The sequence below is a fragment of the Marinomonas sargassi genome, from assembly GCF_025716875.1.
GTDB classification, from domain to species: Bacteria; Pseudomonadota; Gammaproteobacteria; order Pseudomonadales; family Marinomonadaceae; genus Marinomonas; species Marinomonas sargassi.
Map to the genome: position 1 here is coordinate 343677 of NZ_JAOVZB010000003.1, position 13882 is coordinate 357558.

General features: G+C 42.8%; 14 protein-coding genes. 8 read left to right on the forward strand and 6 right to left on the reverse strand.

All coding sequences use genetic code 11. The annotated features are described in order from the left end of the window. Positions 1 to 26 precede the first annotated feature (26 nt). Positions 27 to 1649, forward strand: a complete 1623-nt coding sequence (locus OFY17_RS08500) for an alpha-glucosidase (RefSeq protein ID WP_263530297.1) — start codon at positions 27 to 29, stop codon at positions 1647 to 1649. A 114-nt stretch (positions 1650 to 1763) separates the two neighbouring features. Here the strand turns inward: OFY17_RS08500 and OFY17_RS08505 are convergent, their stop codons facing one another. Continuing rightward, positions 1764 to 2828: an AI-2E family transporter gene (locus OFY17_RS08505; RefSeq protein ID WP_263530298.1), complete on the reverse strand. Its 1065-nt coding sequence runs from the start codon at positions 2826 to 2828 to the stop codon at positions 1764 to 1766. 12 nt (positions 2829 to 2840) lie between these two features. Continuing rightward, positions 2841 to 3077 carry a sulfurtransferase TusA family protein gene (locus tag OFY17_RS08510; RefSeq protein WP_263530299.1) on the reverse strand — a complete coding sequence of 79 codons (237 nt, stop codon included), beginning with the start codon at positions 3075 to 3077 and terminating at the stop codon, positions 2841 to 2843. A gap of 33 nt (positions 3078 to 3110) precedes the next feature. Between OFY17_RS08510 and OFY17_RS08515 the strand changes: the two genes are divergently transcribed. Next, positions 3111 to 4508: a M48 family metalloprotease gene (locus tag OFY17_RS08515; protein WP_263530300.1), complete on the forward strand. Its 1398-nt coding sequence runs from the start codon at positions 3111 to 3113 to the stop codon at positions 4506 to 4508. A gap of 52 nt (positions 4509 to 4560) precedes the next feature. Here the strand turns inward: OFY17_RS08515 and OFY17_RS08520 are convergent, their stop codons facing one another. Next, a complete protein-coding gene (locus OFY17_RS08520) occupies positions 4561 to 4947 on the reverse strand; it encodes a cytidine deaminase family protein (protein ID WP_263530301.1) in 387 nt (128 codons plus the stop codon). 218 nt (positions 4948 to 5165) lie between these two features. Here OFY17_RS08520 and OFY17_RS08525 point away from each other — a divergent pair, with 218 nt between their 5' ends. From OFY17_RS08525 to OFY17_RS08550, 6 genes are all read left to right on the forward strand, one after another. Continuing rightward, positions 5166 to 6059 carry an AraC family transcriptional regulator gene (locus OFY17_RS08525; protein ID WP_263530302.1) on the forward strand — a complete coding sequence of 298 codons (894 nt, stop codon included), beginning with the start codon at positions 5166 to 5168 and terminating at the stop codon, positions 6057 to 6059. 28 nt (positions 6060 to 6087) lie between these two features. After that, complete coding sequence (locus tag OFY17_RS08530) at positions 6088 to 6468, forward strand: MAPEG family protein (RefSeq protein ID WP_263530303.1); 381 nt, start codon at positions 6088 to 6090, stop codon at positions 6466 to 6468. A gap of 197 nt (positions 6469 to 6665) precedes the next feature. Next, a complete protein-coding gene (locus OFY17_RS08535) occupies positions 6666 to 6917 on the forward strand; it encodes a TIGR03643 family protein (RefSeq protein ID WP_263530304.1) in 252 nt (83 codons plus the stop codon). Then, positions 6914 to 8479 carry a cryptochrome/photolyase family protein gene (locus OFY17_RS08540; protein ID WP_263530305.1) on the forward strand — a complete coding sequence of 522 codons (1566 nt, stop codon included), beginning with the start codon at positions 6914 to 6916 and terminating at the stop codon, positions 8477 to 8479. Before OFY17_RS08535 ends, OFY17_RS08540 begins: the two co-directional genes overlap by 4 nt. Positions 8480 to 8545: 66 nt before the next feature. After that, the gene (locus OFY17_RS08545) at positions 8546 to 9904 is read left to right on the forward strand and encodes a DASH family cryptochrome (RefSeq protein ID WP_263530306.1); all 1359 of its coding nucleotides are present in this window, start codon (positions 8546 to 8548) and stop codon (positions 9902 to 9904) included. Further along, a complete protein-coding gene (locus tag OFY17_RS08550; RefSeq protein WP_263530307.1) occupies positions 9880 to 11388 on the forward strand; it encodes a cryptochrome/deoxyribodipyrimidine photo-lyase family protein in 1509 nt (502 codons plus the stop codon). The genes OFY17_RS08545 and OFY17_RS08550 overlap by 25 nt, the downstream gene beginning before the upstream one ends. A 171-nt stretch (positions 11389 to 11559) precedes the next feature. Here the strand turns inward: OFY17_RS08550 and OFY17_RS08555 are convergent, their stop codons facing one another. From OFY17_RS08555 to OFY17_RS08565, 3 genes are all read right to left on the reverse strand, one after another. Next, complete coding sequence (locus OFY17_RS08555) at positions 11560 to 12657, reverse strand: zinc-binding metallopeptidase family protein (RefSeq protein WP_263530308.1); 1098 nt, start codon at positions 12655 to 12657, stop codon at positions 11560 to 11562. Positions 12658 to 12974: 317 nt separating this feature from the next. Beyond that, positions 12975 to 13559, reverse strand: coding sequence for a dTMP kinase (locus OFY17_RS08560; RefSeq protein ID WP_263530309.1), 585 nt, complete (start codon positions 13557 to 13559; stop codon positions 12975 to 12977). Positions 13560 to 13631: 72 nt separating this feature from the next. Then, positions 13632 to 13880: a ParE family toxin-like protein gene (locus OFY17_RS08565; RefSeq protein ID WP_263530310.1), complete on the reverse strand. Its 249-nt coding sequence runs from the start codon at positions 13878 to 13880 to the stop codon at positions 13632 to 13634. Positions 13881 to 13882: the final 2 nt, after the last annotated feature.

Consider the following 13882-nt stretch of genomic DNA (forward strand, 5'->3'; position numbering starts at 1 on the left):
ATTTTCAACTCTCATGGATAAGACATATGACAACCAATAACGACTGGTGGCGTGGCGCCGTTATCTATCAAGTTTACCCTCGTAGCTTTTTTGATTCGAATAATGACGGCATCGGTGATCTACCCGGTGTTACTGCCAAAATGTCTTATATCGCGTCATTAGGAGTGGATGCCATCTGGCTCTCGCCTTTCTTTACTTCTCCCATGAAGGACTTTGGCTACGATGTCTCCGATTATTGTGGTGTCGATCCTATTTTTGGTGATTTAGATGACTTTGACAAACTGATCGAAGCCGCCCACCAGCATGGTTTAAAAGTCATGATAGACCAAGTGCTGAACCACAGTTCAGATCAGCACCCTTGGTTTGTTGAGTCCCGCAGTAGTCTAGATAACGACAAAGCCGATTGGTATATCTGGGGCGATGCAAACCCAGACGGCACAGTACCCAATAACTGGTTATCCGTATTTGGTGGGCCAGCTTGGCATTGGGACAGTCGAAGAAAGCAATATTACTTGCACAACTTTTTAGATAGCCAACCAGACCTTAACTTCCACAACCCTAATGTGGTTGATGCTCTGCTGGATACGGTTGAGTTCTGGTTGAAGCGCGGCGTCGATGGTTTCCGTTTAGACACAGCAAATTACTACTACCACGATCTAGAACTACGTAATAACCCTCCTAAGGAAGAAGTCGTCGAGGGTAGCATTGGTGTTCGCCTAGATAATCCTTATGCGTATCAGCTTCACCTATACGACAAGTCGCGCCCAGAGAATATTGAATTCTTAAAACGCCTAAGAGCACTTTTAGATCAATATCCAAATACAACAACGGTAGGCGAAGTAGGTTGTGATTTCTCCTTAGACACCATGGCGGCCTATACCAAGGGTAACGATAAGCTGCATATGTGTTATTCATTTGACCTACTCACCCACGATTCTTCTATGACACACATACGCAACACCATGGAAACCATAGAAGAAGGTTTAGGTGATGGTTGGCCATGTTGGGCGATTGGTAATCACGATGTAGCACGTGTCGCCACTCGTTGGGGAGAAGAGCAAGACGCCATCGCCAAAAGCAAGGTCTATATGGTCATGCAGCTTTCCCTAAGGGGAAGTGTTTGCCTATACCAAGGGGAAGAACTTGGGTTGCCAGAAGCCGAGCTACAATTTGAACAATTGGTGGACCCTTTCGGCATTAACTTCTGGCCAGAATTTAAAGGTAGGGACGGTTGTAGAACCCCTATGCCATGGGAGAACCAAGCATCTGGTGGTTTTACCCTATCTGACTCGCCATGGTTGCCTATGTCAGATAAGCAACTGCCCCTTGCCGTGAGTGAACAAGATAACGATGCCCTGTCTATTCTCAATGCCTACCGTGAGTTTTTGCATTTAAGAAAGGCACACCCAGTATTGATTAATGGTGATATTGAGTTTCTGTCCCATGACGACACCACATTGGAATACATACGCAAGAATGACTCAGAGCAACTCTATATTGCGTTAAATACATCCGCAGAAGAGAAAGTCATCGCTACGACTTTGGAGTTGGAAACCTTCCCTCTTCCGCAATCCATTCAATCTGGTCACTTTGAAAACCAACAAGTAACCTTACCCGCTTACTCAGTGTTCTTTGGCTCTATTAAATAGCTCTGTAAACTGAACACTAGAAATAAAAATGCCCGTTCCTTTATGAGGAACGGGCATTTTTTATAGTGCTTATCTTAAGCTAAGAACAAATCATCAGCAAAGTTAAATAACTAATTACTCGTTGATTAATTGCTCTTGGTTTGGCCAAGCATTGATGATGGCTTTCACTAAGGTCGCAAGCGGTATCGCGAAGAATATCCCCCAAAAGCCCCATACCCCACCAAAGAACAAGACTGCCACAATAATAGCCAGTGGATGCAAATTAACCGCTTCGGAGAATAATAATGGTACCAAAACATTACCATCCAGTGCTTGCACCACTAAGTAGGCCAAAACCACATACATAAACTGGCTATCTGTACCGAATTGGTAAAATGCTACCAAGACAACAGGAATCGTCACAGCAGCCGCGCCAATGTAAGGAATCAATACAGACAAGCCAACCAACAAAGCCAACAACTCTGGATAACGTAAACCGAAAACCAAGAAGACAACATAACTGACTATGCCGACCACCAGCATTTCGATACATTTCCCACGAATGTAGTTTGCCAGCTGATCATTCATCTCATGGGCAATATTGCGCATCATTTTTCTTTCTTTTGGCAACCAAGAGGTTAAATAAGTCAGTATTTTCTCTTGGTCTTTCAAAAGGAAAAACATTACCAAAGGCACCAAGACTAAATAAATCACCAAAGAAAATAACGATGGGATGCTAGATAGAGAAAAAGACACCAACCACTGGCCTAAATTGGTAGATTCATTTGCCAATGAATTGAGCAGCTCGTCAATCGTCGCCTGATTAACAAACTCACTATGCTCTTCAGTAAAAGCGAACACACCATCTCGTAATCCGGTAAACATTCCCGGAACTTCTTGTACAAAGCGCACCGCCTGTCGCCAAATAATCGGCACCATAAAGGCAATGAACACACCGCACACACTTAAAAAAGCAAAAAATACCAGTATCACAGAGGTGTTGTGGCCAACTCCTAGCTTTTTAAAGCTATCTACCAAGCCTTGCATTAAAAAAGCCAGCACAACGGCGACTAAAACAGGTGCTAACACACCACCCCAAAACGCCAACACACCCATTGTAGCCACTAGCAACAACAGGAACACCACCACTTCTTCATTGGAGAAATATCGTTTTATCAGGGTATCGACTATTTTAAACATACTGGGAACATCTCAGTTTTTTTGAATAACAAAAGTGAATATATTATCGTCTTGATCGACAGACAATAAGGAAAAGCCAACTAATTCTATATATTGGGGAATATCTTTTAATGAACCCGGGTCCCCTGCAATAACACACAAGGACTGCCCTTTTTGCATTTTACTCAATGACAGCTTGGTCTTTAGTAATGGCATTGGACACCTATCTTCTCTTGCATCCAAGATTACGTCATACTGAGCACTTTCCATTTATTCATTTCCAATAATGACACTCGCCATATTATGAGACTATTTTCCAAGGTTACAACAGGCATATTGATAGGATTACTCTTATCCACGCTTTCTTTTGCCCTAACACCCAACCTAGAGTCTCATCAAGACGAACGCTCGCTCTCTAATCCTTCCTATGTATTGGGCCAGCATTGGTTCAGAAAGCTCAATGGCAGTAACGCATTAATCGATTACCCGCCGGCTTATAACTATCTAAAAGAAACCTTATCAACACTCTTACCACAAACAGGCCTGTACAATAAAACTGTCGAAATAACGTTTTTAAACAGTTCAAAAAGTAATGCTTTTGTTATTCCCGGCAGCCATATGTTTATTTATTCAGACATTATGGAAACCATCACCAGTGAAGACATCCTATTAGGCTTACTCGCCCACGAGGTTGCCCACCTTGATTTGAAGCACCATGAGCGTCGCAGCCAAAACTCAGGTCAAGAAACGCAAAAAACATTGGCTTTTCTAGGGGCTGGTCTGGTGGCCATGCTTGCAGGTGCCGATTCCGATACAACCGCAGCACTTTGGATTGGCGGTATTGCTAACCAAGTAGATAATACCCTCGCCTATAGCCGCCAACATGAGATAGAAGCAGATAGGCAAGGGAGACAATATCTAATAGATGCAGGCCTATCCCCTGATGGCATGACCAAACTCTTCCAAGCCTTTTTCAAAAAAGCCATTGGTCGCCCTAAACTGGAGTTTCTATCTACCCACCCATTACCCAATACCAGACTGTCTGACTCATTCACAGGGGAGCAATCAGCCTCTATTCTGGAATATCAAAAACAAACCGAGTTTGAATTCTTCCGTGCCACTTTACTTGCTTATCGGGCTGGCCTAGAAGAAAAACCATACGCCTACCTCAATCAACAAGTAAAAGACATTAACGCCAACCTGTTTGCTAAGGCACTCTTCTCTTACCTTATTCAATCTCCAGAACGTGCTTTGTCTTTCTTAACGAAACTTACGGTCCAAAACCAATTTACCGACTATTTAGCCGCCCTCAGTTACAGCGCTGCGGGTGCACAAGATCAAGGCCTTGCCGTTACCCAAAAGCAACTCGACCTTGCTCCTAACAACTTCATTTTCTCAATGCTGCAAGCTGAAATTGGCAAAACTAGACCCAAAGCACTCACAGCAGAGTATTTATACGAAAGGCGCCTATTGTGGAGAGCGAACATCCAGTATTTCCAGACGACAAGAAACCTAGCTATGACACTGGCCTACCAAGCCCTACTCGACTTTAGCCAAGGCAAAAGTAAAACCGCACGATTTTTACTGACAAGAGCAGAAGACAACGCCACAGATAAAGAAAAAAGCTTTATCGATGAAATAAAGCTTTCCTTTGAAAGCATTCAGAATGCTGAGAAGCATGAGGATATTGAAGAGGGTTAGAGCGATGGATAGCTACAATTACATTTATTCAAGGAGTAATAAACAAGACTGATTAAGCATTGATATTCCATCTATGGGGTAGCAGATCATCCAATAAAAGCGCTTTACCCTTTGATAAATGTACTTTTGTTTCTATATTTCTAGAGTTAATTTGATAAATAAACTCTCGGCAACGACCACAAGGAGGCATAACTGCATCCTTACTAATCGCTATTATTTCTAAAATACGTGTTTCACGATTTTTTAACATCTCAGAAATGGCAGAGTGTTCAGCACAAAAACCAAGGCCACATGCAACATCGATACAAATTCCAGTAAAAATATTTCCCTGTTCAGTCATAAGAGCAGATGCAACCGAGCCGGCAGAAAAACCTGAACCTGCTAATGGAAAATCACCTAACACTTTAAACGCTTCTTCATACAGTTTTTCGTAACTCATACCTTTCACTCCAAATACAAAATATCTGTTTCATTCATTAGGAATACATACTAAACACAAGAGAGCGAGACATGGTTTTAGCATAAAGATATTAGAGATAAAAAAGTAGACCTAAATTCAAACCGGTTACTCTTAAGGATTTTAAAAAAGCACAAAAAATCAAATGAAGGTTTGGGTATTCGGTTTACTATAGCTGAAACGCTAAATAAGGGACTGATATGAAGTATTTAGACCGCATTCAAAAAGGCATTGATTTTATCGAAGAGAATTTAGACTCACCAATTCCTCTTACCTCGATTTCAGCCCATGCCAATATGAGCCACTGGCATTTCCAGCGTATATTCAAAGCCTTAACCAATGAAACCTTAAAGTCTTATGTACGCTCTAGACGCATTGCCAACTCTATGGACAGTCTTTACAACAAAGACTTGTCTATTTTAGATGTTGCCCTAGCTGCGGGTTTTGAGTCCCACGAGGCCTATACACGGGCTTTCCAAAAGCTATTTGGTTATTCGCCGAATGAGTATCGTCAGCGTGCACGCCAACCCTTAATCATTAAAAAAGCGCGAATCAACCAAGACTATTTAGAAAACCTTAGCCAGAACCTTACCCTAGAGCCGAGAATATACACAGCACCGAAAAAGATATTGGTGGGCACTAAGATTGAAGTGATCGGTATTGAGTCTGAAAAAACCAACATCGCAGAGAAACTGCCTGAGCTATGGCAAGACTTCATGCCAAGACTAACTGAGATTGAGCATAAAGTAGAAGGCACTTGCTACGGCATCATCAGTGTAGAAAAGAATGATAATGAAGAGCAGAAGCTATTTTATACCGCCTGCATTGAAGTCACTGATATCACCTCTCTACCTGAAGGCATGGTGAGTACTTCTCTCCCCGAACAAGAGTACGCTGAGTTCAAACACACAGGCCAAGTCAATACCGACGAGTTTAACCAGACTATTGGTTACATCTACTCAAGCTGGTTACTGAGATCTGACATGAAGCACACCTACGGGCCTGATGTGGAAACCTATGGTCCTGAGTTTGAATATCTGTCAGACAGTTCAGTCGTCTATTACGCCATCCCTATTGAGCCGATTACGGTTTAAAGCCTCCCCCACTACTTAGGAAACTCTTATGCATTTTGTGGAATTAATCGCAATATTATCGGTTTGTCAGTTCTTATTTTTTGGCGCTATGACAGGGCGAGCAAGAAGAAGGACAGGGCTATTGGCACCAGCAACAACAGGCGCACCAGAATTTGAACGCATGTACCGTGTGCAAATGAACACCCTTGAATTATTAGTGGCATTTCTACCCGCGTTATTGATTGCTGGCACCCACCATAACCCTATTTGGATGGCAGCTATCGGCAGTGTGTACCTAGTTGGGCGCTTTATTTATTGGTTCGCCTATGTCCGCAGCCCTTCAAGCAGAGGGCTAGGCTTTATGTTGAGCCTAATCCCAATCCTATTACTTTGTGTATTCGCCCTAGTTGGCGTGATAGGAGCGTTTTAATTAATTGAAAAAGGAAAGTGATCACTCAATTTGGCTTTGCCCCTAACTTAGATCTGGCTGACCCTAGCCCTTTTTAAGGGCTAGCTGTGCAACCCAAACTATTCCTATCCACTCAAATAATATGAACCATTCATTTTGCCTTGATCGTATTCCCTGTACATCACATAAATACTAAACCAAATTCATGGGTAGAATGAATGCAGTTAACTAAAAGCGATTTGTCTCGTGTCATTGAGATGGCTTGGGAAGATAGAACACCGTTTGAAGCCATTAACACCTTGTTTGGCCTTAGTGAACCGCAGGTGATTCGACTCATGCGCTCAAACTTAAAACGAAAAACCTTTATTGTCTGGCGCAAAAGGGTCACTAGCAGGAAGACGAAACACTTGCACCTGCGTCACCCTGACATCATTCGCAGCCACTGCCCTAGCCAATACAAGCCATCATGAAGGGAAAAACACTCAGGCTAATTTTAGGCGACCAACTGAATGCGTCGCACTCTTGGTTTGCAAATACAGATGAAAATACCCTCTATGTGATTGCAGAATTACACCAAGAAGCGAACTACACAAAGCACCATATTCAAAAAATATGTGCCTTCTTTTCTGCCATGCTGTCTTTCTCCCAAGCCCTAGAAAAAGCGGGGCATAAAGTGATCCATTTAACCTTAGATGATACGACTCAATATAAAGACCTGCCCGCGCTACTCTTAGCCTTACTCGATGAACACCAAGTTAGTTGCTTTGAATATCAGTTACCTGACGAATATCGCTTACGGGAGCAATTAAGAGAATTCTCAACTCAGTTAGCTATCCAGACTAGCGTGTATGAAAGTGAGCATTTTTTCTTAGAGGATCATGAACTTTGCCGCTTTTTTACAGCAAGCAAAAAACATCGGCTCGAAGCCTTTTATCGAAAAATGAGAGTGCGCTTTAATATTCTGATGGATGGGCCTGAACCATTGGGCGGACAATGGAATTACGATGCGGATAACCGCCAAAAGCTGAAACCTCAAGACTACTCTGCCGTGCCAGAGCCCTTGCTCTTCAGTAATGACGTACAAGATATTTTACTGAGGCTGAAGCGCCATAATATAAGCACCATAGGCAAAGCGGAAACAAACCTAATTTGGCCCACAACTCGTCAACAGGCTTTTGTTTTATTGGATCATTTTTGCCAATACGGGCTAGTCAATTTTGGCCGTTTTCAAGACGCCATGTCTGGCAGACTCGATACCTTAACGGAGCAAAAGCAATGGTCTCTTTATCACTCAAGACTGTCCTTTGCTCTGAATGCAAAAATGATATCGCCACAACAAGTGATTGACCGGGCTGTGTACCACTTTCATCATGCTGAAACCGATATTTCACTCGCGCAAATTGAAGGCTTTGTTCGTCAGATTTTAGGCTGGCGTGAATTTGTGCGAGGTATCTATTGGGCAAACATGCCAGATTACGCTGAGCTAAACTTTCTCACCGCCCAGAATAATTTGCCTAAATGGTTTTGGTCTGGGGATACCAAGATGCGCTGCCTATCCCATGCGGTGAAACAATCCCTCTACTACGCTTACGCCCACCATATCCAGCGGCTCATGGTTACAGGTAACTTTTGTTTGATCGCTGGCATCCATCCAGATCAAGTGGATGAATGGTATTTAGGAATCTACATAGACGCAATTGAATGGGTGGAAATGCCCAACACCCGTGGAATGAGCCAATTTGCCGATGGAGGTATTGTAGGTTCAAAAGCTTATGCTGCCAGCGGCAATTACATCAATAAAATGAGCGACTACTGCGGCGATTGCCATTACAAAGTAAAAGAAACCGCTACTGATAATGCTTGCCCATTAAACTCCCTCTATTGGCAGTTTATGGATCAACATCAAGAAAAATTTTCGAATAATCCAAGAACCAAAATGGTGTATGCAAACTGGCTAAAGAAAGAACCCGAAGCCAGAGAGTCGATATTATCCCATGCTAATAAATTACTCAGTGATTTGGATAATATCTAACAGCAACAAACCAATTCCTCTGGTGCTACGTATTAAATACATAAGCTCATATTACAGAGGTAAGGTATGAAATTGGGATTGGTTTGGTTCGGTAATGACCTGCGTTGTGCCGATCAAAGTATGTTGTCATTGGCAGCAAAAGAAGTCGATCAGTTAATCTGTTTGTATTGTGATGAGCCTAAATATAAAAAGCCCAGTCGTTATGCTACCCGAGGCATGTCTGCACTACGTCGTCGTTTTCTAAATTCAGGGCTGAACAGCTTAGCGGCAGAATTAAAACAACTCGATCAAACCTTATTTGTGAGTCAAGAAGACGCTGTTTCTAGTATCAGACTATTACTGAACGAAATGCCGATTTCCCACATTTATTGCAATCATCACAGTGGTTGGGATGAGCAGCAAAACCTCCGACAGCTAGCGTCTGAGTTTTCAGATGTGCACTTTCATATTGAACATGGCTTAACCTTGTTTGAGCCAGAGCAACTGCCTTTCACTTTACTGTCTTCTGAGACGCTAGACAGATCACCTAGTCTCCCGAGTTCTTTTTCAAAATTTCGAAAATTAGTCGAGCCATTAGAAGTTTCTTTACCAAAGCCCAAGGTGACGTACTTACCGATAGTGCCAGAATTGTTGAGCAAACTTTCTTTGCCATCCATTCGTCCATGGAAGATCGAGCCAGATACAGACGAGCAAACCTTTGCAGGCGGTGAAGAAGGCGCTCAAAAGCAGCTTAATGACTACTTTTCAACCAAGTTACCCAGTCATTATAAGGAGGTACGAAACGCCTTAGACGGTTGGGTTAATTCGACAAAGTTCTCACCATGGCTTGCCCAAGGAAGCCTTTCACCACGACAGATAAAAGCTGCGCTAACCCAATACGAAGAGCAACATGGGGCAAACGAATCGACGTATTGGATTTATTTTGAGCTGCTATGGCGCGAATACTTCCATTGGTATGCCACCTATTACGGTAAACAACTCTTCTTAGTCGGTGGTTTATCCAATAAAAAAGCTTACGGTAGTTATTATCCAGAGCGTTTTCGTAAATGGTGTGAAGGCAATACGCCATACCCAATTGTGAATGCCTGCATGAAGCAGTTAAAGCAAACGGGCTTCATGAGTAATCGTGGTCGCCAGATTGTGGCTAGCTGCTTAGTTCATGAACTCGATATCGATTGGCGCTATGGCGCGGCCTATTTTGAAGAACAGCTTATCGATTACGATGTGGCATCGAACTGGGGCAACTGGCAATACATAGCAGGTGTTGGTGCTGACCCACGTGGCGGTCGACGTTTTAATCTAGAAAAACAAACTGAGCAATATGACCCGAATCACAGCTTTATTCGTCAATGGCGAGGTCATATTTATGATAGCCAGTTGGATTCTGTGGATGCCTCAGATTGGCCAATTATGCCAAAGCCATGACAAGTTTGATTGATACTCAAAAGCCAACCGTTGTCTGGTTTAAGCGAGATTTACGCCTGACCGATCACTTGCCTTTAAGTCTGGCCATACAGGCGAACCGTCCGATCATTTTGCTCTACATCTTTGAGCCAGAGCTCCTATCTGATCCACATTATGATGAACGCCATTGGCGATTTGTCTGGCAATCCCTCGAAGATTTAAACCGTCAACTGGCTGAGCATGGCGGGCAAGTTCAGGTCTATTTAGACGAGCCGCAAGCAGTACTTCAACAGTTCCATGAAAGCACCCAATTCGATACGCTTTTTAGCAGCGAAGAAATCGGTCTAGGTGTTACCTTCAAGCGTGACATTCGTATCAAGCAATGGTGCCAAGAAAACAAAATCAAATGGCATGAATCGCCAACAGGCGCAGTTGTTCGACCACTGACTCATAGAAGAGACTGGGATAATGACTGGCAAAAAGTAATGCGAGCGCCGGTGGTAAAAGTCGAACTTGAGAGCATTGTCTGGCACCCTATAGAGGCGGTAAAAGCAGATATTCCCACAGCGTGGACAACCTACCAAAAAGGCATGCAAACAGGCGGACCAAGCTTAGCTTGGCAGACCTTGCATAGCTTTTATGAAGGTCGTGGTAAAAATTATTATCGATCGATTTCTAGCCCATCAAGCAGTCGCTCTGCCTGCACGCGACTGTCGCCTTACTTGGCTTGGGGAAATATCAGTTTAAGAGAGGTTTACCAAGACCTATTATCACGCTGGAATACGGTTGGCTGGCGACGCAGCTTGATCGCCCTTAGCTCTCGCTTGCACTGGCATTGCCACTTCATGCAAAAATTTGAGAGCGAATGCCGTATGGAGTTTCAGCCTGTTAATCGTGCCTATGAAGAATTCCCCTATCGCCAAGACGACCAAGTTATGGCCGACTTACAAGCTTGGCAACAAGGAATGACAGGTTACCCAATGGTCGATGCTTGCATGCGTGCTTTACAGTCGACGGGCTATATTAACTTTCGTATGCGAGCTATGTTGGTCAGCTTTTTATGCCACCACTTAAACATTGATTGGCGTTTAGGGGTACACCATTTAGCACGGCTATTTCTCGACTTTGAGCCCGGCATTCATTACCCACAATTTCAAATGCAAGCGGGCATGACAGGCACCAACACCATTCGTATTTACAACCCAGTAAAGCAGTCTCAGGAAAAAGACCCAGAAGGAGTATTTATTCACCGCTGGGTGCCAGAATTGCAGCAGGTGCCAGCCCCGTTAGTACACACCCCGTGGGACATGTCGCCTATGGAAGAAGCCCTTTATGAATGCCAGATTGGTAAAGACTACCCTGCTCCTATTGTTCACCTTGCTGACGCTGCAAAAGACGCCCGTGATCGCTTATGGGGATATCGAAAAAATCCAAATGTAAGCGCAGAAAAACAGCGTATTTTAGAGACACACGTCAGGCCTGCTAAGAAATCAAGGCATAAATAAAATCAGCAAGAGTGAGTGCTTTGATTTTACTCCTCCCCTCCTAATCTCCTCTGATTTGGCTAGGATTATTTTTCAACAGCGACACGCAGATGATGACTCTTCATAGAGTACGCATAAATTCCCGTAGAAAAGATCACCAAAGACTCTCAAGAAATAACTAAAAGTTCGTATTTACTGACTTTGAGAAATGCCTGTCTTAGTTAAGTTTGAAGTTCGAAGTAATTTATGAATAAAAGCCAATTTTTCCCGTACCGCTGGCACCAAGACAAAAGGATACAAATCAGGTTGTCCCATGCCTCTGTTTAAATTATTTACAGCAAAGGTCAAAGGAATATATTGCGTCAGTATTTCATCAAAATCATCATGACTGAAAGGATCAATATTCACCATAACGGCCAAGTTTTGTCGATTAGATCCAATGGGCTGAAAGCTCAACCCCAAATCACTGGCGGTTTCTAAGGTGTCGACGATATGCAGATAATGCGCCCAAGTTTCTGCCCAGTCTTCCCAAGGGTGTGATGAAGCATACACACTCACAAAAGATTGCTGCCAATCCGCATTCGGTGCTTTGTAATGAGCTTCTAACGCTTCAGCATAGTTTGCCGTATCGTCACCAAATAGAGCACGAAAATCCGCTAAAACTTGCTTATCATCAAATACCAATGAATCCCAGTAGTAGTGTCCAATCTCATGTCGAAAGTGGCCGATCACAGTTCGATAAGACTCATTCATGTCTTCGCGCATTTGCTCTCGGTCTACTGAATTACCTTCTGCCGCATTGATGGTCACTTGGCCTGAAGCATGACCCGTCATGGAGCTCACATCTTCTGGCACCACATTATTTTCAGAAATAAAGTCGAATGACAGTCCATCTTCTGAATCGTTCTTTTTACTAATCAAAGGCAAGCCAAGACGCAAAAGAGAATAGACTAATCTGTGTTTGGCAAACTCCAACTGCTGCCACGCTTGGCGTTCTTCTATTTTGCCTAAGTTAGGAATGTGACGGTTCAAATCGCACGCGACACAGAATGAACTTCCACCCTCTTCCACCAGCCAATTACATACTTGATGCTGATGGTTTTCACAGTAATACCAACGCTTAACCGGAACCGATGTGTCAGCCATGGCGTACCAAGCATTATCGACAGATTTCAGCGCACTGAGCACCTGTTTTTCTGGTAAGAAACCGAGAGCAGACGAACATTGCTCACAATGGGTGTTTTCAAATAACACTGTTTGACCGCATTGCTGACAACTGAAAATTTTCATAAGGTTCCGCCAATAAAGAAGAGGTCGATAAAAGTAAAAAAACTTAAGACAAGAAATAGGTTTTGGTATGACAATGCTTTCGCACTAGCATCATAGTGTAAATGAGGTTAAACACCTACCTATTACTCAGCTTTGTGGGGGGGGGTCTTATTTCATTCACATACTGAGATTTCTTATTACTACGCAAAAAGAGAAAACTAACTCTTGGAAAGTAATTTGAAAGTGCTAATTACAACAAGAACGCAAAAGGCCTACACTCTGAAAAACAGAGTGAAGACCTTAAATTTCTTAAACTTTACCAACTTCTTATGGGAAAATTATTTATTCAGATATTGAATCACTTTATCAACGATCTCCACTGTGCTTAAACTTGCATCTACTGTAAGCCATTTTCCAACACATGGAGAGTCGTTATAAGCATGATATAACTCATTCAATTTCTGATTATTCTCAAGCCCCATTGTCTGACGATCTTCATCTGTATTATCACTGCGCCCTCCTAAGCGCTTGATTCTTTCTTCGAGCGATAGCTCCAAATACACGGTTAAATCTGGCTTCAAGAGCATGCCCTCTACTTCGAGCAACTGAAAATGAGCACCTTGAGTACGCCAGCTGTGATAAACCTGCGTGGATAACCAGTAACGGTCCAGCACAACCGCAGGAATACTTTCTAATTTCTCTCTCACCTCATTTGAAGAAGCTATAGCTGTAGACGCATAAAATAATTGGCGCCCATAAGACTCTTTCCCATAAATTCCTTCAAGCTTTGGTCTTACCTCTTTAAATTTATCAAGCGGTGTATTTAACGCGACACCTTCTAACGCTGTGGCTAATGCTTTTGCCGTTGTAGACTTTCCAGTTCCATCTAAACCTTCGATCACTATAAATATTCCATTGTTCATGTTCGTATCTCCGTACATAAATTACATAGTTAAAATTTTTGAGACTTTCTATAAAAAAACGTCTTCACATCGCTAGCTATAACGTCTATCAAATTCAGTGTGGTTCATCGCGAAATAAGGCCCCGTTGCCTTATCATTACAGTAAACAACTAAGCGATAAGAGCGATTAATTTTGCAGCGAATCATATTTTTCTTACTGCTAATTTTTTTCCACTTCTTGTTTCTCTCTAGCGATCGAGACAATTGCAACGCTTCTTTTTTGGCTTTTTTACGTAAATGTCGAGGAATAGACTCTAGCCCTTGGATTATGAGTTTCATCATCA

Excerpts from the sequence above, each read along its gene's own strand:
- OFY17_RS08500 (WP_263530297.1), top strand. The coding sequence starts at position 27 with ATGACAACCAATAACGACTGGTGGCGTGGCGCCGTTATCTATCAAGTT.
- OFY17_RS08505 (WP_263530298.1), bottom strand. The coding sequence starts at position 2,828 with ATGTTTAAAATAGTCGATACCCTGATAAAACGATATTTCTCCAATGAA.
- OFY17_RS08510 (WP_263530299.1), bottom strand. The coding sequence starts at position 3,077 with ATGGAAAGTGCTCAGTATGACGTAATCTTGGATGCAAGAGAAGATAGG.
- OFY17_RS08515 (WP_263530300.1), top strand. The coding sequence starts at position 3,111 with ATGAGACTATTTTCCAAGGTTACAACAGGCATATTGATAGGATTACTC.
- OFY17_RS08520 (WP_263530301.1), bottom strand. The coding sequence starts at position 4,947 with ATGAGTTACGAAAAACTGTATGAAGAAGCGTTTAAAGTGTTAGGTGAT.
- OFY17_RS08525 (WP_263530302.1), top strand. The coding sequence starts at position 5,166 with ATGAAGTATTTAGACCGCATTCAAAAAGGCATTGATTTTATCGAAGAG.
- OFY17_RS08530 (WP_263530303.1), top strand. The coding sequence starts at position 6,088 with ATGCATTTTGTGGAATTAATCGCAATATTATCGGTTTGTCAGTTCTTA.
- OFY17_RS08535 (WP_263530304.1), top strand. The coding sequence starts at position 6,666 with ATGCAGTTAACTAAAAGCGATTTGTCTCGTGTCATTGAGATGGCTTGG.
- OFY17_RS08540 (WP_263530305.1), top strand. The coding sequence starts at position 6,914 with ATGAAGGGAAAAACACTCAGGCTAATTTTAGGCGACCAACTGAATGCG.
- OFY17_RS08545 (WP_263530306.1), top strand. The coding sequence starts at position 8,546 with ATGAAATTGGGATTGGTTTGGTTCGGTAATGACCTGCGTTGTGCCGAT.
- OFY17_RS08555 (WP_263530308.1), bottom strand. The coding sequence starts at position 12,657 with ATGAAAATTTTCAGTTGTCAGCAATGCGGTCAAACAGTGTTATTTGAA.
- OFY17_RS08560 (WP_263530309.1), bottom strand. The coding sequence starts at position 13,559 with ATGAACAATGGAATATTTATAGTGATCGAAGGTTTAGATGGAACTGGA.
- OFY17_RS08565 (WP_263530310.1), bottom strand. The coding sequence starts at position 13,880 with ATGATGAAACTCATAATCCAAGGGCTAGAGTCTATTCCTCGACATTTA.